20 protein-coding genes and 1 pseudogene are annotated in these 25,344 nt (G+C 58.0%); 4 read left to right on the forward strand and 17 right to left on the reverse strand.

All coding sequences use genetic code 11. The annotated features are described in order from the left end of the window. Nucleotides 1-3: 3 nt before the first annotated feature. The 4 genes from JNB88_RS07460 to JNB88_RS07475 form a co-directional block, all read right to left on the reverse strand. Nucleotides 4-1,194 carry an ABC transporter permease gene (locus JNB88_RS07460; protein ID WP_220354894.1) on the reverse strand — a complete coding sequence of 397 codons (1,191 nt, stop codon included), beginning with the start codon at nucleotides 1,192-1,194 and terminating at the stop codon, nucleotides 4-6. Between the two features lie 10 nt (nucleotides 1,195-1,204). Beyond that, nucleotides 1,205-2,191, reverse strand: coding sequence for an ABC transporter permease (locus JNB88_RS07465; protein ID WP_220354895.1), 987 nt, complete (start codon nucleotides 2,189-2,191; stop codon nucleotides 1,205-1,207). A 103-nt stretch (nucleotides 2,192-2,294) separates the two neighbouring features. After that, a complete protein-coding gene (locus JNB88_RS07470) occupies nucleotides 2,295-4,403 on the reverse strand; it encodes an alpha-amylase family protein (RefSeq protein WP_220354896.1) in 2,109 nt (702 codons plus the stop codon). A gap of 86 nt (nucleotides 4,404-4,489) precedes the next feature. Beyond that, entirely contained in the window at nucleotides 4,490-6,415 is a 1,926-nt protein-coding gene (locus JNB88_RS07475) for an ABC transporter substrate-binding protein (RefSeq protein WP_220354897.1), read from the reverse strand. Between the two features lie 147 nt (nucleotides 6,416-6,562). Here JNB88_RS07475 and JNB88_RS07480 point away from each other — a divergent pair, with 147 nt between their 5' ends. Beyond that, nucleotides 6,563-7,567 carry a LacI family DNA-binding transcriptional regulator gene (locus JNB88_RS07480; protein ID WP_220354898.1) on the forward strand — a complete coding sequence of 335 codons (1,005 nt, stop codon included), beginning with the start codon at nucleotides 6,563-6,565 and terminating at the stop codon, nucleotides 7,565-7,567. A gap of 314 nt (nucleotides 7,568-7,881) precedes the next feature. Next, nucleotides 7,882-8,985 (forward strand): Fic family protein, encoded by a 1,104-nt coding sequence (locus JNB88_RS07485; RefSeq protein ID WP_220354899.1) that lies wholly within the window; start codon nucleotides 7,882-7,884, stop codon nucleotides 8,983-8,985. Nucleotides 8,986-9,628: 643 nt separating this feature from the next. Here JNB88_RS07485 and JNB88_RS07490 read toward each other — a convergent pair. The 13 genes and pseudogenes from JNB88_RS07490 to JNB88_RS07550 form a co-directional block, all read right to left on the reverse strand. Next, nucleotides 9,629-10,498 (reverse strand): alpha/beta hydrolase, encoded by an 870-nt coding sequence (locus JNB88_RS07490; RefSeq protein WP_220354900.1) that lies wholly within the window; start codon nucleotides 10,496-10,498, stop codon nucleotides 9,629-9,631. Between the two features lie 47 nt (nucleotides 10,499-10,545). Further along, nucleotides 10,546-12,612 carry a TonB-dependent siderophore receptor gene (locus tag JNB88_RS07495; protein ID WP_223217106.1) on the reverse strand — a complete coding sequence of 689 codons (2,067 nt, stop codon included), beginning with the start codon at nucleotides 12,610-12,612 and terminating at the stop codon, nucleotides 10,546-10,548. Between the two features lie 333 nt (nucleotides 12,613-12,945). Continuing rightward, nucleotides 12,946-13,347 carry a hypothetical protein gene (locus tag JNB88_RS07500; RefSeq protein ID WP_220354902.1) on the reverse strand — a complete coding sequence of 134 codons (402 nt, stop codon included), beginning with the start codon at nucleotides 13,345-13,347 and terminating at the stop codon, nucleotides 12,946-12,948. A gap of 114 nt (nucleotides 13,348-13,461) precedes the next feature. After that, nucleotides 13,462-13,804, reverse strand: a pseudogene (locus JNB88_RS07505) (PIN domain-containing protein). After that, entirely contained in the window at nucleotides 13,801-14,067 is a 267-nt protein-coding gene (locus tag JNB88_RS07510; protein ID WP_220354903.1) for a type II toxin-antitoxin system Phd/YefM family antitoxin, read from the reverse strand. Before JNB88_RS07510 ends, JNB88_RS07505 begins: the two are co-directional and overlap by 4 nt. Before the next feature lie 194 nt (nucleotides 14,068-14,261). Then, nucleotides 14,262-14,885 carry an ATP-dependent Clp protease proteolytic subunit gene (locus JNB88_RS07515; protein WP_220354904.1) on the reverse strand — a complete coding sequence of 208 codons (624 nt, stop codon included), beginning with the start codon at nucleotides 14,883-14,885 and terminating at the stop codon, nucleotides 14,262-14,264. 45 nt (nucleotides 14,886-14,930) lie between these two features. Then, nucleotides 14,931-15,290, reverse strand: a complete 360-nt coding sequence (locus JNB88_RS07520) for an SRPBCC family protein (protein ID WP_220354905.1) — start codon at nucleotides 15,288-15,290, stop codon at nucleotides 14,931-14,933. After that, complete coding sequence (locus tag JNB88_RS07525) at nucleotides 15,287-15,601, reverse strand: ArsR/SmtB family transcription factor (RefSeq protein WP_220354906.1); 315 nt, start codon at nucleotides 15,599-15,601, stop codon at nucleotides 15,287-15,289. The genes JNB88_RS07520 and JNB88_RS07525 overlap by 4 nt, the downstream gene beginning before the upstream one ends. A 536-nt stretch (nucleotides 15,602-16,137) precedes the next feature. Then, the gene (locus tag JNB88_RS07530) at nucleotides 16,138-17,562 is read right to left on the reverse strand and encodes a CehA/McbA family metallohydrolase (RefSeq protein ID WP_220354907.1); all 1,425 of its coding nucleotides are present in this window, start codon (nucleotides 17,560-17,562) and stop codon (nucleotides 16,138-16,140) included. 6 nt (nucleotides 17,563-17,568) lie between these two features. Then, nucleotides 17,569-18,669 (reverse strand): ABC transporter ATP-binding protein, encoded by a 1,101-nt coding sequence (locus JNB88_RS07535; protein WP_220354908.1) that lies wholly within the window; start codon nucleotides 18,667-18,669, stop codon nucleotides 17,569-17,571. A gap of 13 nt (nucleotides 18,670-18,682) precedes the next feature. After that, on the reverse strand, nucleotides 18,683-19,513 hold the full coding sequence (locus tag JNB88_RS07540) for a carbohydrate ABC transporter permease (protein WP_220354909.1): 831 nt from the start codon (nucleotides 19,511-19,513) through the stop codon (nucleotides 18,683-18,685). Then, nucleotides 19,513-20,421, reverse strand: a complete 909-nt coding sequence (locus JNB88_RS07545; protein ID WP_220354910.1) for a carbohydrate ABC transporter permease — start codon at nucleotides 20,419-20,421, stop codon at nucleotides 19,513-19,515. The genes JNB88_RS07540 and JNB88_RS07545 overlap by 1 nt, the downstream gene beginning before the upstream one ends. 77 nt (nucleotides 20,422-20,498) lie before the next feature. Beyond that, nucleotides 20,499-21,863 carry an extracellular solute-binding protein gene (locus JNB88_RS07550; protein ID WP_220354911.1) on the reverse strand — a complete coding sequence of 455 codons (1,365 nt, stop codon included), beginning with the start codon at nucleotides 21,861-21,863 and terminating at the stop codon, nucleotides 20,499-20,501. 275 nt (nucleotides 21,864-22,138) lie between these two features. On the opposite strand from JNB88_RS07550, the gene JNB88_RS07555 reads away from it, so the two are divergent. Then, complete coding sequence (locus JNB88_RS07555; protein ID WP_220354912.1) at nucleotides 22,139-23,176, forward strand: LacI family DNA-binding transcriptional regulator; 1,038 nt, start codon at nucleotides 22,139-22,141, stop codon at nucleotides 23,174-23,176. A gap of 29 nt (nucleotides 23,177-23,205) precedes the next feature. Further along, entirely contained in the window at nucleotides 23,206-25,146 is a 1,941-nt protein-coding gene (locus tag JNB88_RS07560; protein WP_220354913.1) for a DUF5054 domain-containing protein, read from the forward strand. The last annotated feature ends 198 nt before the right edge of the window (nucleotides 25,147-25,344 follow it).

A 25,344-nucleotide genomic window follows, 5' to 3' on the forward strand; every position in this document is an offset into this window, starting at 1 on the left:
TCCTCAATTGTCGTAGGGGTCGGCTGCATCGCGCAGTCCGTCACCGAAGAAGTTGAACGAAAGGACCGCGACCACCACCGCCAACGAGGGCCAGATCAGCAGCCAGGGAGCGGTCGCCACCGTGCGAATGTTCTGTGCATCCTGGAGGAGGACACCCCAACTGACGACCGGTGGCTTCAGGCCGATACCGAGGAACGAGAGAGAGGTTTCGGCTACGATCATCGTTGGCACCGCAAGGGTGACGACGGCCAGGATGTGGCTCGTCAGTGACGGAAGGATATGCCGGAAGATCAACCGCATTTCGTTTGAACCGTCGAGCTTGGCCGCCGTGACGAAATCCTCGCTTCGAAGGGCCAGAAAACGACCACGCACCTCGCGGGCAAGTGACGTCCAACCGAGAAGGGAGACGATGACCGTGATGACGAAGTAGACGCTGACGGGAGACCATGTCAGTGGAATTGCGGCAGCCAATCCGAGCCACAGCGGAATTGTCGGCATTGCACTGATGACCTCGATGACCCGCTGGATCGCGGTGTCAACCCAACCGCCGTAAAAGCCGGAGATCGAACCGATGACCACACCGAGGACAAGGGACATTGCAACGCCGACGAGACCGATCGACATCGAGATACGCGTACCATAGATGAGCCGGGAGAAGACATCGCGCCCCAGTCTGTCCGCGCCCAGCAAATACATCGGATCATTCGGATTGATCGGTCCGATGAAATGCGTGGTAGTTGGAAAGAGGTTCCAGAGTTTGTAGGCCGGGCCTTTCACGAAGAACCCGATCGGGACGACCTTTGTATCATCAGTCACAAAGGTACGACGCAGTGCGACCTTGTCGATCTCTACCTTGTAGCCCTTTACGTGGAGATTGAACTCGGAACTGCCATCGGGATTGGTGACGAAGAACCGGATCGCCTGCGGTGGAGCATAAGTGTACTGGGGCTTTGCGGTTGCGGGCAGGGCCGGTGCCAGGAACTCTGCAAAGAGGGCGACCAGATAGAGCAGCGCAATGATCGCACCCGCGACCATGGCAACCTTCTGACGGATCAGTTTGCCGAAGACCAGCCGCCACGGGCCAACGGCCGCGGTCGACACGGCACGCCCCTGTTTGAGCGGGCTGATCGAGGGACCTTCGAGAGCGGCCTGTGGGTGAACGTCGTTGACGGAAATGTTCTTGTTCGCTGTCATGGCCGCCTCCTCAGTTGAACCGGATGCGCGGATCGAGGAGCGCAAGCAACAGGTCGGAAAGCAGAACGCCCACCAACGTCAGCGCAGACAAAAGCAAGATGAAGCTACCGGCCAGGTACATGTCCTGCGAGACAAGAGCGCGGAAGAGGAGTGGGCCTGCGGTCGGCAAGTTCAACACGATGGCAATGATTGTAACGCCGGAGACAAGATGGGGCAGGACCCATCCAATTGCCGAGACGAAGGGGTTCAATGCGATGCGCACGGGATACTTCAGAATGACCTTGTATTCAGGAAGACCCTTGGCGCGCGCCGTCACGACATAGGGCTTATGCAACTCGTCGGTCAGGTTTGCGCGCAGGATACGGATCAGGGCGGCGGTACCGGATGCGCCGATGATGATGATCGGAATCCAAAGATGATGCAGGAAGTCGATGGCCTTTGCGAAAGACCATGGCGCCTCGGCAAATTCAGGGGAATTCAGGCCTCCGACGCTTTGGCCGAGAAAACGGTACGCGACGTACATCAACGCCAGCGCAAGAATGAAATTGGGGATCGCAAGTCCGATGAAGCCGAGAAAGGTGAAGACGTGATCGCCGACAGAATGACGGCGAACCGCTGAATAAATTCCGATCGGCAAGGCAACGATCCAGACAAAGATGAGGCTCAGAAGCGAAATGACCAGCGTCGATCCCATGCGCGCCCAGATCAGTCCTGAAACAGGCTGGTTCCATTCGAAGGACCATCCGAAGTCACCGCGGCTCACGATCCCCCACATCCACTTGAGGTACTGGATGTAGAACGGGTCATCGAAGCCGTAGATTTCCTTCAGCCTGGCAATCTGGGCCGGATCAACGGCCTGGCCGCTTTCGCTCATGGTCGCGATCATCGAGGTCAGATAGTCGCCAGGGGGTAGCTGGATGATCATGAAGGAGATCAGCGACATGCCGATCAAGGTCGGGATCATGTAAAACATGCGCTTCAGAATGTAGGCAAGCATGAGGTGGTATCTCCTCCCTCGAGACAGGCGTCTGCAGGCGCCTGTTGCCAGGTTTTCTCTCCGCCCCGGCTTCCTCCAAGCCGGGGCGGAGAATCTTGCTCCATTATTTCCAGGTGACGTGCACCACTTCCAGCCGGTCGATCGCGGCAACCTCGATTTCTGCGCGACCGTCCTTGATGCTGAAGGGTGCTGCACGATCCGCCAGGACGAGCCACGCCTTCGCAACGGACTTTCCGTCAGGAACCTCCAGGGAAACCGTTTGTGCCGGAAGCGGGTAGTTCTCGCGAACTGGTCCCTTCATCATCATCGGGTTTGTCAGGTTGAGCATGGAGAGCGCCACGCCTTCAGCGTTCTCTCTCATGGCAAGATCAAGAACCCCTGAGCCTTTGACCGTGATGCGCGGGTCCTTGCCGAGCGCCCAGCGAACGGCATTTGCGATCAGCCGGCCGTGGTCAGCAGCCATGACCTCCCAGAAGATCTCGCCGATGTTCCATGGGATGAAAACCGCGCGGCCACCATTGCCGGTCTCGCGTGCGATAACCCCGGCCCCCTTCGGTTCCTGTCTGGGGTAGACCTCCTCCATTGGCAGGTCCGGGAAGTCAGGCACATAGAGGAAGGGTGTAACGGCATCACCCTTGACGTCGACATCGATGAGGCGCGTCCCGCCCATGATCCGTTCGGCGCCATCATAACCTTCGTTGAGCGGGTGGTTTCCCGACAGCGCGACATAGGTATTCTTGACGATGCCGCGAGGTCCGGAAACGAGTGTCGCTCCGAATACGTCCGACAGTCCGAAGTCATTTCGCAGCTTTCCGTTCTCGTCCCTGAGCGATGTCTCGAAGGTGCCAACAACGCTGCCCCCGCGATCGACATATTGCCGGATAGCCTCGATCTGAGCGTCGGACAGGCATGCGGCATTGGCAAGAACGATCACCTTGAAGCGATCAAGGTTCTCTTTTGTCAAAACCTGGTCGGACAGAAGTTCGAAAGGCAGGCGTGCCTCGACCAGCGCATGGTAGAATCCGAGGTCGTGCTTTTCGCCATTGCTCCGCTCTTCCGGCGCCCAGTGGCGAAGCGTCGTCGACGGATCGATGACCGCGATCTCGGCGGACGGCGAGGTCGCCTCGAAAACCGGTTCCACGGCAGCCTGAAGGTGGAAGGAGTCAGTGATCGGCTCCACCCAACGCTTGTCGGGCACGACGCCGTTGAACTTGGTGAACCAGGCATAGAGCCCGTGTGCTGTCCCGTCGTTGACCCAGAGCTGCATTTCCTCTGGTGCTGTCACAGCATCCTTCCAACGGTATTCTTCCTCCGGTCCGATCGAGGTAATGAGCACAACGGGGCGGTCGGGGAAGGTGGCGCGGATCCGCTTGCCATTCCGGCCGGCCGACCATCCAAGTTCGACGCCACGGCGTCCCTGATGGTCGACGACGAGGAACGGGCAATGCTTCTTGATGACGTCGAGATCGAATTCCATCAGTGACGATCCCGCCATGTTCGGAATGAAGCTCGCATGGGGCTTGATCGCCTTCACGGCATCGTCCCACTGGGCGATGATATCCGTCAGGACACGCCGGCGCCATTGCAGCCACGCCTGCCAGGCCGGATCCTGGGTGTCTGCCTTGACGGGCAGGTTGTGGCCAAACATGTTCTTGAAACGACGGGCGCTGTCTTCGCTGTAGTCGACGCCATGTCCCTGCCAGCGATTGGCGAAGATCGCGTCGATATCGTATTTGCGGACAATCTCCTTGACGACCTCGGGCATGAAGACGGTGTTGTATTCGCCGTAGGCATTCGTGACCCAAATATCAGGATAGGCCCAGTGCTCGCGAGGTGTCCCGTTGGCGTTGACCATGACCCATTCCGGATGCGCCTTCGCAGCGTCGCTGTGAATTGCGTGCGGATCGACGCGGGCCATGACATGCATGTCGAGCTTGCGTGCGGCATCGACGAGCGCACCGAAGATGTCGGTGTCTCCGAGATGCTGCGATACGTAGTGAAATGGAATTTCGCTCGGATAGAACGCGATGTAACCGCCGGCACTGAGGCAGACTGCGTTGGACTTGGTACGCTTGAACACGTCGATCCAGAACGCCGGGTCGTAGCGGACGGGGTCGTCTTCAACGAAGGTCAACTGCGTCCAGCGCGTCGCGGTCTTGTACCACTCCGGCGTCCTCAGAGTGTCCATGTTCTGTCGTCTTGCTTCAAGCATATCCGTGATCCGAATTGTTGACAAAGAGGTAGCGCTCGGCGCCTGCAGTTGCAGGCGCCTTGGCAGGGTCTGATTGTTTGTAGCCCTCAGGCCTTGTAGAACTGTTCCGGCATGGTCGGGGCCGGGGTCGGCCACCCGAACGAGCTCGGCATGGTCTTCGTGATGTTCTTCATCTCGTTTTTGACGATCCCGTAGCTGTCCGGAGGCTGCGAAACCCCAAAGACGTAGAAGTTCTCGGCCGCACCTTGAAGCAACTGCTTCATGATTTCCTGCTGCCCAGCCTTATCGGGCTTCGCCTTGAGCTGGTTGTAGAGGTCCAGCTGCTTCTTGGTCTCTGCGGGTGGCTCTTCTGCATTGGCATTCGTCGGGTCAACGTACCAGAGAGCCCAGGCCGGCGCGTAAAATGCGTTGCTGTCGGTCGGTGCGTAATAGCGCGGGTCGAGCATGGCAGCGACGCCGCCATTTGCTCCGAACTGGTGGGCTGTTGCGTCGAAGCTGCGTCCCTGCCTGACACGCGTTTCCCACAGGGACCTGTCCATGGTGCGCATTTGCGCGTCGATACCAACAGCCTGGAACATGGGGATCACAAGCTGGAACAGATCGAGGAAGATTGCGCGTGCCTGATCGATCTCGAAGATGATCGTCAGGCGACGGTCCTTGTCGTCCAGCCGGTAGTTCTGATCATCCCGTTTGGGAATGATCTCGTCGAGCATGGCGTTTGCCTTTTCGACATCGTAGGCCGTGAACTGAGTGGCAAGCTGTTCGTTGTAGAGAGGGTCGCCCTGCTTGATCGATGGCTGTGCTGGCGCGCCTTGCCCGACGAGAACCGCATCGATCAATGTCTGGCGATCAAGTGCCGTCGACATTGCCGCACGAAAATTCTTGTTGCGGAAGAGGGCCCGCTTTGTCTCGTCCTCGTGATTGAGATTGAAGATGAACGTCATCACATTGGCCTCGGTCGAGGTCAGCGTGTAGAAGTCATATCCGCCCTGCTGGCGTGCATCATAAAGGACCGCCTTGTTGTTCGGCGTGGCGATGTACAGGTCCATCATGTCGATCTCGCCCTGCATCGTCTTCAGGAGCAAGACCTGCGGATCGGCGACCATCTGGTAGACGATACGGTCCATGTAAGGGAGCTGGTTCCCTTCCGTGTCGACCTTGAAGTAATAAGGGTTTCGCTCGGCGACCGCCCGTTCGGTGTTTTCACCGGGGGCAACCGTGAACTTCCAGGCAAACAGACAGGGTTTTGCCGACGAGTTCAGGAAGAAGGAATTGTCGTCCTGGAAACCGGCCATCGACTGGAACGCAGCTATCCAGCTCTGGAAGCCGCGCTGTTTGGCCACCTCGTCGGCCTTGGGATTGTAGTCAATGTGGAACTGCTCGAGATAGTGCTTGGGGCAGCGGGTTGTGTGGTCATTGTTCGACCAGGCCATTTGAAGGGGGAAGAGGCCGTTTGGTCTCGGGAACGTCACCTTGAACGTCTGTTCGTTGACAATGTCGAGCTTGGCCGGCTTGCCGTCGGTTTTCCAATGGCCTTGTCCTGTAATGGCAACGCGCTTGTCAGACAGAACCGTGTCGTACCAGAATTTGACGTCGGCCGTCGTGTAGGGCTGGCCGTCCGACCACTTCATGCCCTTGCGAAGGCGGATGGTGTAAACCGTTGCATCCTCGTTGCCGTCGAATGCCTCGGCAACGTTAAGGGTGATACCCGACCAATCAGGTGTATAGCGCACCAGGGGCTCATATGCCTGGTAGCGGAACAGGTGTGACAAGGAGCCACCACCGACAAGGGCGAGCTTCCAGTCGCCGCCATACTTGCCGACACTCTCGACCGGCTTGACCACGAGCGGGTTTTCAGGAAGCCGGTCCTTTATCGGTGGCAACGCGCCCTTGGAGGTCTGCTCCTTGAGGCTGGCGGCCTCATTGTAGCCGCCGGCGAAGCTCGGCAGGGCTGGAAGAATGAAGACGGCCGAAGTCCCGGCCAGAAACGCACGGCGTTTCAGCTTAAGCATGGGTATCTCCTCCTAAAAACGTCCATAAATTTTGTTATTGTTTGGACTGTTATGAGGTTTACATATGCGTTTTGTTAGGTAAAGCGTTATGTTCTATTATTTTCCGCGAAGGCCGATCCAATAGCGGTGGCGAGAAAAGAGGCGGACATGCAGACCAAGACGAAAGTTACTATCCAGGGTATCGCAGACGAGGTCGGACTTTCCAAATATGCCGTCTCGCGATCTCTCGCCGGCAAGTCTGGCGTCAGTGAAGAAACGCGAAAGCGCATTTCGGAAGTAGCGGAAAGGCTTGGATATACGAAGCCCGTCAACCGCAACAAGCCGTCGGACAGCGAGGAGATCGCTGTCGTCTTTTATGACATCGACCCCGTCAACAGTGAGCTCAATGTGCAGATCCAGACCGGAGTCCAGGAGGAGGCTGAGAGGCTTGGCGTTGGCATCCGAATACGCTGGACACATAGCGAGCTCGCGCTGGAGGAACTTAGCGCCAATTTCGCAGGGCTTATCCTTGTCGGTCCCCACACACCGGAGGGGATAGCGCGGGCCGCCGCGGCTGGCGGCGCCGCCATCGTGCGACTGGGCTGGACCGATCCTCTGCAACAGATCGACAGCGTCAGCGGGTCAGATCATGAGGCCGGCCAGGCGGTGGCGCGATACCTGACGAGCCTTGGGCATAGATCGATTGCATATGTTTACGGCTTGCCGATCTATCGCGGTCGCCACGAGCGCTACTACGGCATGCGCGAGATCCTTGAGCAGAATAGTGAATATCAACTGCATGTCATGCAGTTCGAAGAGCAATCCGGGTTTGCAACAGCGCTCGGCGAACTGCGAGGAAAGGGCATGCATCCGACTGCCTTCTTCTGCGCTCATGATGGACTGGCCGTGACCGTCGTTTCCGAACTTCTGGGGCAGGGCTTTCGAATTCCAGACGACGTTTCCGTCGTCGGCTTCGGGGACTTCTCAGCGGCGATGCAAATATCCCCAGGCCTCACAACGGTCAGACAAGAAGGACGGGAAACGGGTGCCGCGGCGCTGCAATTGCTCCTCGAACGCATTCGACGGCCGCGCTTGCCGGATCAGCCGGCACGTAGCATTCGTGTGGTGTCGCGGATTGTCGAACGACGGTCCGCCGGGCCGGTGAAAAATTGAAGCCAGTTCCCGAAGCTGCCGGCACTTGGCGGGACGAGTCAAAGCGTGGGGGCCGCAATCCTTGCTTCTCGAACGACCGAAGGGGTGGGCGCAGGCTGTCCTGAACGCATCCGCCTGATGAGAGATCGCGGCGCCGATGCCGAGGCGAGCGGGAATAGGAGGGCAACGTAACGAATGTGTTCGGCAACAGGCGGCTTCCAGCCGGTCGTCGCCGTTCGGTTGAGCACATGAGGTTCGCGACTGAGCCATAGAAAAGCTTGCCATAGCTCATCAATGCGAATAACCATGAGTTATAGAAAGGTGGGCTATAACTCATGCAATGGAACTGGCAGAGCAGCGATTGGCCGAGTTTCAGGTACGATGTTGCAAGCTTGATCCCGTTGGAGCAGAAATTTCTTCAGTCCGCCGGCGAGGTGATCGGTGCTGTTCGGCATTTCAATGAGGACGACAGTAGTCAGCTTCGTATTGAGCTGCTGAGTGACGAGGCTATCAAAACCTCAGAGATCGAGGGAGAATATCTCGACCGCGCAAGCGTTCAATCATCACTGCGCCGACAGTTCGGGCTCACCACAGATGATCGACAGGTTCGCCCCCAAGAGCGGGGGATCGCCGAGATGATGGCGGACGTCTATCGCAACTGGCATCAGCCGCTTTGTCATGAGGAGCTGTTCCGTTGGCACGCAATGCTGATGGCCGGAAATCGATCCATTGAAACGGTGGGCGGCTACCGCGTGCATGCCGATGCCATGCAGATCGTGTCAGGCCGACTGGATAAGCCAACAATACATTTTGAGGCTCCCCCATCTCACCAAGTTGCCACTGAGATGGAGGCCTTCACCGCATGGTTCAATCAATCCGGACCAACAGGTCAAACACCACTCCAGGCCTTGACGCGCGCAGCGGTTGGTCATCTCTACTTTGAAAGCATACATCCATTCGAAGATGGGAATGGCCGCATTGGACGCGCCCTCGCCGAGAAGTCCCTCGCTCAAAACATAGGGCAGCCCAGCCTGATCTCGCTTGCCTCCACAATCGAGAAAAACCGAAAGGCCTATTATTCCGAGCTTGAGCGCCACCAGCGTACACTCGATATCACGGGCTGGGTCTTTTTTTTCTCAGAGACGATCCTTGCCGCCCAACTGGCGACGCTTGAGCGCATAGCTTTCTTCATTCAAAAAACAAAGTTCTACGACCGGTTTAGAGGCCGCCTGAACGAGCGGCAGGAAAAGGTAATCGCGCGCATTTTCAAAGAGGGGATAGCGGGCTTTAAGGGAGGCCTAAGCGCGGAGAACTACATTTCAATCACAGCCACATCCCGCGCGACAGCCACACGCGACCTTCAGCAACTCGTAGAGCTTGGTGCCCTAACGCGCACGGGCGAACGTCGGCACACACGTTATGCCCTGCTGCTGAACTAAATCCGGGTTGATCGTCATTGAGCAAGCATAGTGCCGAACGAAGCCGCATCCCGTCTTCCTGATGCCGTAGTCGAAATTTTGATTGACCGTCGTTCGAGCGACCAATCAACGCTCAGCAATTTTCACTTTCTGTGGGGTCGAATGCACGCCGTTAAGCCGTTTTCCTACTTTGAGCGCATTTTGGCTTGGAGGAATCTGTCTTCACGGGGGAAAGGGACCGCACTTTCGACAATCGCAGTCCTGTCATTCTTCGGCATCATCCTCGGGGTGGCGGTTTTGATCCTGACAATGTCCGTGATGAATGGATTTAGGGAGGAGATCGTCTCGCGAATATTGGGTGCCAAAGGCCACATCATTGTCTCGGCAAAGGAGCAGACGAGCTTCGCCCCTGATACTTGAACGCTGGACCGGCATACTGACCGGGCGACGCTCCACCATCGAGAGCTGTTGTCCATGACCCAAATAACCATGACTGCCGCCAACTCTTCGGGGCGTGGGTCACGCTACCCAAGGCAAGCCGACCGAGGTCCTTCAGCTGATCGCTGGCGGACTTGGCGACTTCCTAACCGCGAAGTTTTGGCGCGGGGAACACCGATTGCCTGCGCGCCTCACTTTCGCTCGCTCATGCCGATGACAGGGACGATTACACGCCGACACTGCGTTCGAACGCGATACGCACGGCTCGGTTGACGGCTGGTCCAAGCACGGACATGTGGGTCTCTCTCGCGAAGAGTTCGAATTGCGTCCGAATGCCACTTGCCGGGTTATTCAGCCGATCTGCCATTTCCTGCGCCAATGCGACGGTGCGCTCCACCTTCCTTTTTTCGATACGGGATGCGGCATCCTCGTTGTGGTATTGGAAGGGAGCGAGGTCATCGCCCTCATACTCGCCGGCTGACAAATGCAGGAAGACGGACGGACCGGTTACCGGTTGCCGGCCGGCCTCGTTGTTCAGGATTTCGCTCCCTTCCCAGTAAATCGTCGGACTTGCAGCAATCCAGTTGGCGAAGAGTTTCGGGCGTTCGAAGAGAGCATAAAGTGCAAAAAGCCCTCCAAAGGAATGCCCGAAAAGCGATCGGCGCGTCGGGTCAATCCGTGTCGTTGCCTCAAGCCGCGGGAAAAGCCGATGCTCGATAAAGTCGAGGAGTTGACCGCTGCCACCGATGCGAACAGGAGGTCCTCCGTCGAAATAGGGCGGATAGGATTTGATTGGTGGAGGACCAAGGTCCCAGGCCCTCCGAAATGCGTCATATGGTTCGTCGGAAGGATAGCCGATCGCGGCAATGACACCCCAGTCGACGTTGGTCCCGGTTGGATACGGCGCCTGTGTCACTACGCTGGCGAACGCGAAAGGGAAGGTCGCATTGCCGTCGGTGGTGACCAGAAGAGGCCAGCCGCCAGCAGGCGGCTCCCCTTTCGGTATGAACAGGAAGATCCGGTAAGGATCGCCACCATCCATGGGCTCCAAGTCAAAATGAACGGTTCCGGGCAAGGCATATGCTTCTTCAGTCATGTTCATCCCATGTCGCTCTTTTCGATCGGCAGGAGTTGAAAGGTGCGTTACCACTTGTACTTCAGCGAACCCATGACCGTGCGTCCCTGGCCGGTGTAGCAATAGCCATCTGTGCATACCTGTTCGCGCCGATCGGCCAGGTTGGTGGCACTTACGGCGAGCGACAGGCCTTTAAGATCCGGGGAGCTCGCGCCAAAGTCGTAGGATATCACCGCATCGAAGTACGCGGCACCAGGGTTCCGTGACGTGTTCGCGTCACTGGTGAAGGAATTGCTCATCGCACGGATACCACCACCGATGGTGAGCCCAGGAATGGTGGAGCTTTCCGGCATTTCATAGTTCACCCACAAAGAGGCGACGTGGCGCGGTACCGTCGAAGGCACGTTTCCAATCAATGTGGCGTCGTTGTTGCCAGTGATTTCGGCATGGGCATAGGTGTAGGCGGCGATCAAGCTGATGCCGTTGTCGAATTGGGTGCGCCCTTCGAGCTCAAATCCCGTGTAGGTATTCTCTCCCGAATTCTCGGAAAACAGGAAGCTTGAGGCATATTGTGGCTTGCCAGTCTCTACCAGTCGGTAGACGGCGCCGCTCAGGGAATAGCTCTCACCCTCGGGCTGGTACTTCACGCCAACTTCGATCTGGCGTCCCTTGGTCGGGTCCAGAACCGAGCCATCTTCTGCTAGCGCAGTAGATGGGACGAACGAAGTGCCATAGCTGACATATGGCGCGATGCCGTTGTCGAACAGATAGAGCAGCCCCACCTGGCCGGAGAGGACGCCATCATCCTTCTCGCTGGTCGAGCCGCCAGTACCCTTAATTGTGGATTCCTGGTGCGCCCAGTCGTAGCGAAGACCCGCTACGGCGCGCCAGTTGCCAAGTTCCATCTGATCCTGAGCATAAATGCCGGTCTGATTGAGGCTGCTGCCAGTAAAGTAGTCTAGCGCAGGAACCGGCACGATGGAGCCGGGTGTATTCGCCGCGACGCTGCTGCTACCCATGGCGAAGTCCGACGAGACCCATGTGTAGTCGAGGCCGCCGAGCAGCGTGTGCGAGACGCTGCCGGTATCGAACTGACTTTCGAGCTGGTTGTCGATCTGATAGGCACGCATGTCCTCGGTCACTGCGGTCGTCGGCCAGCTGCCGTCCGCGTTGACAAGAACACGGTTGAGGTAATGCGCCTTTAGGTCCGTGTCACCCGCGCGGGCATTCTGGCGGAAGGTCATGCCGTTATCGAACTTGTGCTCCAGCTGGTAGCCGAGCTGATATTGCTCGACCTTTTGGCTGTTGAAGTCCGGGTCGGTGTAGAGGAAGACGTCGCCATCCTGCAGATAGCTCCAGGCGCTTGCGCCGGTCTCGGTTTTCTGCGCCAGGCCATACACGGTGAAGGTCGTATCTTCGCTCGGTCTCCAGGTGGCCGACGGCTGCAGGAGATAGCGATCATCGGCAATGTCGTAGCTTCCTTCGCCTTCGCGGGCCAATCCGACCAGACGGTAATCTATCTCATCGTTGATCGGTCCGCCAAAGTCGAAGGCCGCCTGCTTGCGGCCGATCGTACCGTATTGCAGCTCGACTTCGTGGTGCTCACCCTCTAGCGGCAGCTTTGAGATGCGGTTGACGATGCCAGCGGCGCTCGCTGCGCCATACATTACTGATACCGGACCCTTCAAGATCTCGATGCGATCAAGCGTATAGACCTCGGTCATGAACGAGCCGTAGTTCATAATCGGCTGGCGCAGGCCATCGCGGAAGTCGCCGGCGGTCGTGGTCTCTATACCTCGGATGTAAATCTGGTCGAATCGCGGGTCGTAGCCGAACGCCCCCGTGGTGACGCCAGAGGCGTAGCGAGCCGCCTGGATCATGTCGGTCACCGCGCGCTCATCCATTTCTTCACGGGTGACAACCGATATGGAGCGTGGTGTCTCGAGCAGCGGCGTATCCGTCTTCGTGGCCGAAATCGCGCGTTTGGGCACGACCGTTGCGTTGTCCTCTTGGATGGACTGAGGGTTCGAACCGTCGCCGGTGACGGTAATCTTCTGCAACTCAGTGGCGCCGCTGTCCTGAGCAAGGGCCAAACCCGCGTTGAGCGCGGTCGCAGCAACAACGCCGATGAGCATGGTGGAACTCAAGAGACCGCGACGCAGAGAGATTCGTTTTAAAGAAGTTGACATCGCGCGACCCTTTCCGGCGAGCAGAGGCGCCAGTGGACATCTGACGCAAGACAAAGATTTCAGGGCAGTATTTTTGCACTGCCGAAAGGCGAGTCGCCTTCGCGCGGATCAATAAAAACATTACTATTTGAGTCAAGATATGCCGGTCGCAGCTGTTGCATTCCTTGCCTATGTCGCTCAAATGTCACAACGTTTTCGGCGTCGAGAGCCAGGTTAGCCACTTGCACACAGGGTATGCAGTCCAGACGATGTGAGCAGTTGAGCGAAGAGCGTCTGCCTCTAGTCCCATGTCGACGAGACCGCCGAAAGGATAAGGTCGATAGTGGAAAGGATGCGCTTTTCGCCGGCACATGCAGCAGATTCCGCGCAGTTAGATGAGAGAAAAACACGCTGCAACCTACCTCCCAATAGACAATTGGAGAAGTGGAGCCGCGACCCCATGCCTCGCTTGTTTTGTTGGGAAAAGACCAGTTTTTCTGCCCAGCTCATCTTGTTCTTCTCGGTTGCGTGCCCGCAACCGATGATCGGCGACCCATGTTCAATGGCACCGTCTTTGATCGAAACCAGGCTTGCGGTGTCGCTAGCGACACCTACATTCTGTATCCTCACCACTCTGTCCGCGGCACCAAAGAACCGATCGTCATGGGAAATAACGACGACGGTCCGGGCTTCTGCTTTCATTGTGGGAAAAGATCTTCCTGGGATATGCGGTGCAATCCGGGATCCTGGTCTGTGGCGCATTCGTAGGTAATGATGACGGGGAAATCTTTTCAGTCCCAAACGCAAGGGGCCTCATCAGCCGGCCCATGGGTCGATGATATCTATTCCGAAGCCATCGAAATCCTTGATGTTGCGTGTCGCAAGTGTCAAATCATGAGCGATAGACGTAGCCGCGATGAGACCGTCCATTGATGCGAGCCCCGGGCCGCTTCGCTTGGCAAGCGCCATCAGGTCGCCTCACACCAGGGCGACGGCCCCTTCCACCGGAACAATCCTGTTTTCGAAACGCTGGGGCAGATCGAGACGATGCTGATAAATGTGCGATCCTCGTCCAGACCGTGAGCCAATTCGAGACACCTTCAGCGGGGCGGGGTTTTGTCACCTCCGACAGAACTTTTGTATGGAGAAGATGTCTCATAGGGACAAGTCACGCGGCTCGTCATGTTGCCGCTCAATATCCAGATCTGCGCCAAGCAGAGGTGACGCCACCAAGAACTCCGCAAGCGATCCCCGGCGTGCGGTCTTCTTCTGCCATTCTTCCGCAGAGACAACGACCACGCTCGGCTTTCCGTTGCGGGTAATCGTCTGAGGTACCAATTGCGCACGCTCCATAACCTCCGAAAGCTTGGCCTTCGCGGCGGCAACAGTCCAGCTCATATCATCGTGCGTCGATGTCTGCATTGCCTCACCAATAACCTAGTTGACCATAATGCTGGGTGGCATTCTTGCAAGAACGGGGGAGACGGGACGCACGGTCGGCAGTTCGTATTTTATCAAGACCTCTTACACATTTCACTGATTCGACAAACTTTGCCATCGCTGGGAACGTTGAGACCCGCGAAGTCACGCCGGCCTCGAATAGCAGCGGGCCCCATTCACGTCGCGCCGACATGGTCCGTGGCATCTTCCCGTACCTCCAGGATCCGATCGATAAGGCCCCATTCTAATGCTTCTTCCGCCGTCATGAAGCGGTCGCGATCCATTGCTTGCTCGAATTCTTCGTAGGTGCGGCCGCAATGCTTGGCGTAGAGCCGAGTCATGCGATGCTTTGTTTTTTGAATTTCTTCAGCATGGATCAGCATGTCCGATGCCTGTCCTTGAAATCCGCCCAGAGGTTGGTGAATGTGGATGCTGGAATTGGGAAGCGCAGTGCGTTCGCCCGCCTGGCCGGACATCAACAGGAACGACCCCATTGAGCGGGCGGTTCCCATGCATAGCGTATGCACCGGGGCGTGAATGTAACGCATCGTATCGTACATCGCGAGACGGCTGGTTACGACACCACCTGGCGAATTGATGTAGAGATGGATCGGCCGTTTGGGGCTTTCGGCTTCGAGAAACAGCAATTGTGCGCAGACAAGCGCTGAGAGGGTGTCGTTCACCTCGCCGTTGAGGAAGATGATCCTCTCACGCAGCAGGCGGGAATAGATGTCGAACGACCGCTCGCCTCTACTGGATTGTTCGACGACCATAGGGACGAGTTGCATTGCTTCGCGCATGGGCGAACTCCAATCATTCGAGATTTGTCGGGTGGGCTTGCCGCGTTAGGCGGCGAGCGTGAGAGCCTGGGTGTTGCCGTTGGCGGCCGTTTTCGCAAGCCGCTCGAAGGCTGCGCCGGTCAACTCGTGAACGATCCGCAGGCTGGTTCCTCCCGATTCATTCGGTGCGATCGTGAAGGTGACAGTGCTTTCGAGATGGGGCGGGATATCGTCACGCAATTTGTAGCGGATTTCCTTGCCCGGCGTCGCCGAGAGCGACAATGGATCGGCCAGCGCCTCCCTCGGCAACCACTTTTCCCGGAATTCCGCAATGCTGATCGCCCGCCAGACCTTCTCCGGCGACGCGTCGAGATCGTATCGCTGCTCGAAACCGCTTTCCTGCACCTCGGTTTTCATGTCGTTCATTGATCCATATCCTTCAGCAAGAGCTTGAGAGCATCGATGCGAGCCGGCCAATAAGCGCGGTATTTCGCCAGCCACTGCGCGATAAGCGCCAACCCGTCCGGATCGACTTCATAGTTGACGAAGCGGCCTTCCTTTTGTTCGCGCACCAGCCTTGCCGCCCGCAATACGGCGAGATGCTGGGACATCGCCGGCTGGCTGATATCCATGCCCTGACGCAGCGCGCTGGCATTCATGCCCCCATTCGCCAGCTTTTCGAAAATCGCGCGGCGGGTCGGATCCGCCAAAGCGCGGAAAATATCGTGTTCCATCATCGCCACACATAAGCACACACTTATGCGTTTCGCAAGCCTGTCTTTAGCGGGATCGGAATTTGGCTCTGTTATGATGCCCCAGTCGTCGAGCGTGACACACAGCTGATCACTGAGGGCTGCGTCAGGTCTAGAGCCGCTAGATGCCCCAAGAACTGGGAACTCTCCAGCTAACTCGCGCTAGGTCCGACCACAGAACGCCAGCCATACTTCGGACGTGCCGCGGGTTCGCTGCGCGGTTGATCTTCGAGGTGACTACCCTTCGATATTCCTGGCCGGTAGTTGCGAAGCTAGTGCAAAGCCGCGAAACGGCCGAGCAGTCCCTTTCGTTGGCATGGAAGACGCGATGCCAGAGCAGATGGTGCAAGGCGATGCGTTTCTCTTCTACCTTGGCGAGATGATCCGCCTCGTCAACTCGATCGCCCTCGTCTTAATGCGGACTGACGCCATAACGATCGACCGTTCAGGCGCTTCACCTGTTGTCATTCGCGGCAATACAGTTCAAATCCCGTCACGGCCTTACATGCGTGCGTATCTATCTAGCGCGATGGCCCGACGCCCACCTCATCTTCCACATAGACCGGATTGCTGATAGCCCGGCGGATCGGCTGATTTGCCATGTCGACGCCCTTGAGCTGCCAAGGAAGCGAACGCCCTTCGAGCGCCGCAGAGAATTCAGACATCAAGCGTTTGCGGCTGGCAGCGGCGATGATCTCGGCGCGTAAGAAAGCCTTTGGCCTGCCAGTGAAACGACCGGTCCAGTCATCGGATCCTATCGTCTCGGTCGAAATCACGCCGGTCGCATCAATCCACGCAAGCGTATCGCCTTCCGCCAGTTTCGTTTCTGCCATCGCGGCAACTTCACCTCGCGTTGTCGAACCCATCGGCTGGCCGTTTGCGGAAAGCGCCAGGTGCGGGCCGGTTGGGCTTTCTGTCACGTAACCGCACCCTGCCTTCATGGCGGAGAGGACGGCGTCTTCAGAAAGTTCAGCGAGCCACAGTACTGTCGTCGGTCGGGCGAGAACAAGCGGACCTTCAGGCAACAGCCGCGCAGGCTGATGAAAGTCGCTGCCGCCAATCGCGGAAATCTTCAGACCCGAGGCCAACCGGTCCTGGTAGCGGCCTAGCGACACCCAGTTCCAGGCCATCCAGTGGGATTGCCAAACTTCCATGCAGTCGATCCTCGGCAGCTCATAGTCCCACTGGATCGTCGGTTTGTCGTGATTGATCGAAAGAAGCCCGCCATGCTCATGGACGAGGCGCGACAGAGTGTGGGCATGTTCCGGCTTGGTCATGCGGAAATCGATCCAATCATCAACGCCATAAACATTGGCATGTCCGACCGCCGTGGTGATTTCCATCGCACGCACAAAAACAAGGTCGGCGGAGGAATTTGGGTGGAAATAACGCCGCTGGGTAATCGTGTTGTGGTCCGCGACCGCGAGGAAATCGAGGCCTGCCTGCTTTGCGGCTGCATGAAGGAGTTCGGGCGAGCCGGCCGCGTCTGAGTGGAACGTGTGGCAATGTAGGTCGCCGCGATACCAGCCCGCGCCCTGGCGCACCGGGAACGTCCGTGCCGGCGGCGGCAAGAGGTCGCGAGGCTCGCTGTCAAAGGTCACCGTCACCCGCACATCGGCGCCATCGGGCGGTACCTTGTAAAGACCGAGCATTACTTTCCACACACCGGCGGGGATGTCGCCATGAATGTAGCCCGGCGTCGCATCATCGTTCGCAACGAAGAACCGATCACGCGCTCCGCCGCTCCAGCCACGAAAACCGGCGTCAGTCGGATAATCAGTAGCGCGAGGATCGAGCACCCCGAGATCGATGATGCAATCGTCAGCCTTTGGGTAGTTCATCGTCACGTCGATGCGTGTCGTGCCGTCAGGTATATCGACGGGTACATAGAAATACGGATCGGCTGCCTGATCGGCACGGGTCACGTGAACGGCAATGTCGACCATGACGGCTTACTCACCTATTGCCGGAATGCGGGCGCCGGTCCCGTCGAACAACGTCACGTGGCGGGTATCGAAGGCGAGATTGACTTGATCGCCGACGCGGATTTCGTCGTCGGTGAAGATGCGCGCTGTTACCCGGCCAGAATCCGCACGCTCCATCGTCACCAGACTTTCCGGCCCCATATTCTCGTTGGCAAACAGCCTTCCGGCAATTGTGTTGGCCTCGCCGGTTTGCGCCATTCGCAGGTGTTCAGGACGGATCCCAAGCGTCATCTTGCCTTGCGCTGCGGCTTTGGCGATGGCCTCAGAAACAGGAAGGCTGGATAGCGTCAGGCCATCGGCCCGCAATCGCAATTGCCCCTCGTCGACCATGGCCTCCACTGGAACCAGGTTCATCGGTGGATTGCCGACAAAGTTCGCCACGAATGTCGTCGCCGGCCGGCGATAAATCTCGATGGGCGGCGCAAACTGCACGATGCGGCCTTTATCCATGACGGCGATGCGAGTCGCAAGCGCCATTGCCTCGGCCTGATCGTGGGTCACGTAGACGGCTGTCATACCCATGTCGCGCTGCAGGTGGTTGAGAAAGCCGCGTGCTTCCAGACGAAGCTTGGCATCGAGGTTTGAAAGCGGCTCGTCGAAGAGATAGACCTGGCTCGGGTAGACGAGCGCACGCGCAAGCGAGGTGCGCTGCTGCTGGCCGCCGGAGATCTGGCTCGGCAGACGTTTCATCAGATCCCCGATTTTCAAGACGTCCGCCACTTCCTTCGCGCGGGCATGACGCTTGTCGTCGGACTCGCCGCGAACTTTTAGCGGATAGGCGATGTTGTCCGCGAGGTTCATGTGCGGATAAAGTGCATAGTCCTGGAACACCATCGAGATCTGCCGGTCCTTTGGATGCAGGTAGGTGACGTCCTTGCCGCCGATCAGCACCTTGCCGGCGGAAGGCGTTTCCAGCCCGGCGATCATTCGAAGGCTTGTGGTCTTGCCACAGCCGGAAGGGCCGAGCAGGCAGACAAACTCGCCATCGGCAATCGAGAGGCTGATGTCCGGCACCGCAGTAAACGAGCCAAAGGTTTTGGAGACGTTCTGGAATTCGACTGAAGCCATGAGAAAAGTCCAATTACGACTTGATGCCGCCGAAGAACCGGAAGCCGAACTTCCAGTTGACGAATAGGTAAAGCACGATGACGGGCAGCGAGTAGATGAGGGAATACGCGGCGAGTAGTGTAACGATTGGCGTGCCCGCCTCCGAATAGAAGGAGTAGATGGCGACGGAAGCCGGCATCAGGGTATCTTTGCGAAGCAAGATGAACGGGATCAGGAAGCTGCCCCAAATGTTCACAAATGCCCAGACGACGACTACGACGATGCCTGGCCGGATGACCGGAAGCGCGACATCAAAAAAGGCCTGAATCGGCGACGCGCCGGCAACCATCGCGCTCTCCTCATAGGATCGCGGAATGGCGTCGATGAAATCGCGCAGGATGAACATGGCGGTCGGCAGCAGGCCGCCGGCAAAGACCAGGATGACCGCGAGATGTGTATCGATTAGCCCCATTGCCGAGACGATCAGGAAGATCGGCACCATCGCCGCCGAGCCCGACACGACCGAGGAGAAAAGCAGGAGGATATAAGTAACTGCGCCCTTGCCAGGAATTGACGAGCGCGACAATGCATAGGCTGCCAACGTCGCCGCGCCGCCGACAAGTATCACACCGCCAAAAGCCTGGATCAGACTGTTGAGCAGCGCACGCATGGCGAAGGTGTTTTCAAACACTGTCGCAAAGTTTGAGAGTGTAAACGGCGAGGGGATAGCAAGTCCCAGTTCGGCGCGCGCGTTGAACGGAGCGAATATGAACCAGACCAAGGGCAGGGCGAAGACCACACCGATCAGCGAAGCGACGACCGAGAAGACCGAGCGGCGCACATAAATGCTGCGAGAAACCTGCATCAGTCTGCCTCCGCTTTCTTCTTCTTGGCGATTTGCAAGTAGACCAGCGCAAATGCGAGGTTGATCAGCATGATGACCACACCGACGGCAGCACCCCGGCCGAATTCAAAGTCCTTGAAGGCTACTCGGTAGGTGTAGATCGAGAGGAGTTCGGTCCGATAAGACGGGCCGCCGTTTGTCAAAAGGAAGGGGGTGAAGACGTTAAACGTCCACATGGTGATGAGTATCAGGTCTGTTACCACATGACCGCGAATGAGCGGCAGGGCGATATCGCGCAGTTTCTGCCAGGAGCTTGCACCGGCAACATCGGCGGCTTGAAAATAGCTCGGCGGGATCGACTGGAAGGCCGAGTTGAACAGCATCATCGAAAAGGCGGAGCCGCGCCAGGTGTTGAAGATCACGATCACCCAGAAGGGCTGCTGTAGCAACCAATCACCGGGCGGCAGGCCGAGGCCATGCATGATCATGTTCAGTGTGCCATTGTCGTAATCGAGAAACGCGAACCAGGCGAAACCGATGACCACTTCAGGCAGGATCCAGGCAGCGATGACAGCAGTCTGCAGGAAATTCTTGAGCGTCGGCGAAACCGACTGGCTGAGCCAAGCAAGGATAAGACCGAGCAATGCCTGCCCGATCAGCGCTGAAAATAACACGAACTGGACAGTCAGGATCAGCGAAAACCCGAACTGGCCCCGCGTAAAGAAGGTCGCGGGATTGAACAGCGTGAAATAGTTTTGCAGCCCGACAAAATCGGGATCGATAGCAGTGCGACCGAGCAACGTTCTGTTGGTGAAGGAGACGACGATCACCCAGAAGAACGGGATGATGACGAAAACGCCGACCAGCGCGGCAGCGGGAGCAAGAAACACTGCGCCCGCGCGCGTGGAAAGCAGGGAGAATTTTTTCATGCGCGATTACCCTGTAGCAGCGCCCGCCGCGACGCGAAGGCCGGCTTTGTCGGTCGGCCCTCGGTTAATTCTGACGGTCAGAGACGGCTGACCGTATTCTCTTCGCCAACAATTGCGGTGACCGCTTCCTTGTACTGCTTCATTGCGGCTTCGGGCGTCAGTTCGCCGGACACGACAGCCTCGGTCATGCGCTGAATTTCAGCCGAGACCTTGTTATAGTTGGCATCGTTCGGGCGCGCGGTCGTCAACGGCAGCAGCGTCTTGGCGGTTTCGGTCAGGAAGGGCGAATTCGGGATTGCCACGTCATTCCTGATACGGATGGCCGGCTGGATTTCCTGAAAAGCGGTGAGCTGCTCCTGGCTATTCATGAAGGAGAGCAGCGCCCAGGCCTCATTTGGCGCGTCCGAATGCGGATTGATAACGAACCCGGTACCGCCGGAAATCGTCACGAAATCCTGTCCGCGCAGACCGCGGCCCGGCTTTTCAGACGGCATTTTCTTCCAGGTCATGACATTGTCGCGGTCTGCAACCTCGAATTCCGCGCCCGGCCGGGTGACCGAACGATAGAACCAGTCGCTTTCGATCAGCATCGCCGTCTTGCCATCGCGGAAGTTCGCGAATGTACGGTTGCGGCCATCACCGAGCATCTGGGCTCGTTGATCGCCGAGCTTGTCGTCGACGTAGACAGTCTTGTAGAGGTTCAATGTATCAAGGATCCCCTGGCTCGAAGCGATATATTTGCCGCTTTCGTCGGTCACTTGCTCCCCAGTGCCGAGCAATGCCATCCAGTAGCCCTGCATCGTGGTGGCTTCGCCCATCGAGACCCCAGCATTGATCTGCAACGGGAAGCTTGCCGGATCCGCCGCCTTCAGCTTTCGGGCGGCATCGAGCAGTTCTGCCCAGGAACTCGGCTGCCAGCTATCGGCGTCGATGCCAGCTTTCTTGAACAGGTCCTTGCGCACGAAGATCATGCGGGCGTCGGTGCCGAGCGCAATGCCATAGGGCTTGCCCTGATAGCTCATCAGCGCCTTGGTGCCGTCAGAGATATGGCCCCAGCCATCCCACTTTGCGACATCAGCGCCACCGATCTCATCAAGCGGTTTCAGGAGGCCGCCCTGAACGAAGCTTGGAATGAGGAACCCGTCGAAGCCGGAAACATCAGCGCCGGCGCCGCTGGAAAAGTCCAGCGCCAGCTGTTGGGTCAGTTGCTCATCAGCGCCGCCGAACTGCGTCAGCTTGACGGTAACGTCTTTCCCGTCCGCCTTCATCTTGGCGGTAAAGGCGGGAATAACCTTCTTCTCGATCCACTCCGCCATGCCGCTGTTGACGCCACCGATGACACAACGGCAGGTGATATTGAGTTCGGTCGCCGCCAAAGCCTGGCTCGACAGCGCAATCGCCGCCGAAGCGCCCAGCAACAGAGAACGTATGTCCTTGCGCATGTGAATTCCTCCCAATTGGTCCGTTGGCCGGACAAGCAGTGTTGGTGCGAGAGTGGCTGCCGGATCCCTCCTCCTGGCGAACCTCACCTCTTACCCCTCTAAGAGTGAACACGTTTTCATTTTTGTCAACAGTTCCAACATCGATAGAGAATGAAATACGGGACCAAAAACAGCTGCATAATACCCCTATCGGCACGACATCATCATTGCCTCTTGACGCGTTACTGTTCAAACCTCATGCTCATTGCACACGTTTTCATTTTGATGATGAGATCATGACCGGACGAAATGACAGAAGAGGCGCCCGTGCCACGGCTGATCTCGTGGCGCGCGAAGCAAATGTTTCGCGCGTCGCCGTATCCCGTGCGTTCAACCCGAATGCATCGTTGAAGCCGGAAAAGCGCGACAGGATCCTGCAGATTGCCCGTGACCTGAACTACACGCCGGACGTGGCGGCGCGTTCGCTTGTCACCCGCCGCTCACATCTGGTTGGCATGATCGTGCCTGATGTCTGTTCGCCTTGGGAAAGCCAGGAGATCGACGCCCTGACGACTGCGCTGCAGGCCGAAGGTTTCGCGACCTTGCTGTTCAAGGCGAAGGCCGATTTCAGTATGGATCAGACACTGCTCACCTACATGCGCGGCTTCAACCCCGATTCAGTCATCGCCTTCACGGAGAATGTCGACGCCGATGTGCTCACCGGATTTCTCGACCGAGCCGTACCGATCTACGTGATCTACGACGACGGTACGGAATTTGGGGACAAGTCCTCCAGCCTCTACGACCGGCTACTCGTGCGCCAGCGGGACGGCATCGAGCAAGCGGTGGCACTGCTGCAGGGCTTTGGCGCCCAACGCGTTGCCTATCTGGGCGGGAAGCGCCAGTCCCTTGCCAACCGAGAGCGCGAGCGAATGATCACCCAAATCCTCGTCGAGCGTGGCATGCAGCCGCCGACGGTCATCGATGGCGACTATACGTACGACACCGCCTATCGCGCCACGCTAGACCTCTTCCGGGTCGAGGACGGTGCAGATGCGATCTTTGCCGCCAATGACGTCGGGGCTTTCGGGGCGATCGACGCGCTGCGTCACGATCTCGGCCTTTCGGTGCCGAACGACGTGAAGGTCATCGGATTCGATGACATTCCGCAGTCGCACTGGAAAGCTTACAATCTTACTACCGTCCGGATCGATCTCGAGGACCGCGTACGCGCTCTCGTTCGCCTCATCCTCCGGCGTCTCAGAAACCCCGAAGACGGTCCATTGACCGAAACGCTCGGTACCCGGCTTGTCGTGCGCGGCACGGTGGGTTGATTGCAACTGGCTGGCTGATTGAAATGGAAATGACAGAAAAGCGCGTGCATCTTGTCTTCAAGACGCATCTAGACATTGGCTTCACGGATCACGCAGAGAAGGTTCGCAAACAGTATCACGAACGGTTCATTCCGCAGGCAATCGAGACTGGCGAACACTTCTTCGCCGAGAACCCGAATGAGCCGCGCTTTATCTGGACGACCGGCGCCTGGCTGATCTGGGATCACCTTAATACCCGCTCACCGGCAGAGATGAGGCGTTTGGAACAGGCGATCGAGCGTGGTCTTATACGGTGGCATGGGCTGCCCTACACGACCCATACAGAACTTATGTCTCCGGCGCTTTTCCGCGCGGGACTGTCCTATTCGCAGGAGCTCGACCGCCGTTTCGGCAAGAAGACGATCGCCGCCAAGATGACCGATGTCCCAGGCCATACGCTTGGGATGGTGCCGGTCCTTGCCGAGGCCGGCATTCGCTTTTTGCATCTCGGCGTCAACACAGCCTCGCCACCACCGAACGTGCCAGATGTCTTCCGGTGGCGCGCGCCAGGCGGCGAAGAGATTGTCGTGATGTATCAACGCTCCTATGGCGAGACCTATTTTCTGGAAGGGATGAGCGACGCGCTGAGTTTCGCCCACACCAGCGACAACATCGGCCCGCAGAGCGTGGCTCAGACCGTGGATGTCTATCGCGAGATGCGGCACCAGGCACCAGGCGCCATCGTATGTGCAGCAACACTCGAAGACTATGGTGCCATCCTCTGGGATGCCCGCGAACAGTTTCCGATCCTCGACATCGAACTCGGCGACAGCTGGATCCACGGAAGCGCCACGGACCCACAAAAGACCGCCCGATTTTTAGCATTGCAGCGCCAGTATGACCGCTTTGTCGACGGCGGACTGACACCCAACCGGCTCGCATTCGGGCGGGGCCTGGCGATGGTCGCTGAGCACACCTGCGGCGTTGACATCAAGACCTATCTCCGGGACGACAAAGCCTGGTCGCGGAAGGATTTCGAAATAGCACGGGCATCCGATTACAGGTTTGCCTATTCGGAAGCGTCCTGGACTGAACAGCGCGCTTACATCGAAAGCGCCGTCTCAGTGCTGGAAGGTGATGACCGCAAGACTGCTGATGCGGCGCTCGCTCGTCTATCGGCACCCGCCCTGCCTACGATTTCGGCTCGGGCCGCGACGATCCGTGCCGGCCGATGGGAGGCTCGTGTCGATCCAGCAACCGGCGATCTCACTGCACTTGTCACGCCCGCCGGACGCACAATTGACGGCCGAATTGACGGAAATGGGCGCGCGTCGCTGATCGCATACCGCTACGAGAGTTACGACGCTACCGACATTGCGCGGCATATGGACACCTACCTGACGCATCGGCAAGAGTGGGCGATCCTCGATCACGACAAGCCGGGCCTTGGCGCTTCTGGCGCTGGCATCTCCAAGGTCTTCACGCCGGCGCTGACGGCTGCAGAGGGATCCTCTGCCATGCTCTCGATGCCTCCCCAGGCAAGCGCACAGTATGGGGCACCTCCAATCTTGTCTGTGCATATGGAGGAAGTTGGAGAGGCCTTGCTTCTTACGTTCGTGTTGCGCGACAAGCCTGCGAACAGAATGCCGGAGGCAAGCTTCCTTACCTTCACGCCGGCCGGTGCGTCGGACTGGAGTTTCAGCAAGATGGGCCTCTGGCACTCATCTGACCGCATTGCCGAAAGTGGCGGGGCACAGCTTCAGGCCGTTGCAGCTGTACGGGAGGCCTCCACCTTGATGATCGAGCCGTTGGATACGCCGCTGGTGGCACCGCAGAGCTGGGACTTTATGACCTTCTGCAAGACCCACCCGAGCTTTGCCGAGGGCATCCGCTTCAACCTGCACAACAATAAGTGGGGAACCAATTTCCCCATGTGGTGCGAGGGCGATATTGTCGCCCGCTTTCGGATCACCGACTCCGTCGCGGACTGAAATAGATTGGCGGTAATCGACAAGTTGCAGTCAACCTGCGCTCGCCACATCGGATGTAACGGTTTGCTCTAGCGTATTGCAGTGAAAAGCAAGTGCTTTTCCAAAGTGCATCCGCTCGATAAGTAACGCAAAGTTGCAATCCGGCGCTCGTCCTGATATTATTTTTGGGAGGATACAGTTAGTCCGTGTGAGCGTCGG

Origin of the sequence: Rhizobium cauense, assembly GCF_019511525.1 — a bacterium.
Taxonomy (GTDB): domain Bacteria; phylum Pseudomonadota; class Alphaproteobacteria; order Rhizobiales; family Rhizobiaceae; genus Rhizobium; species Rhizobium cauense.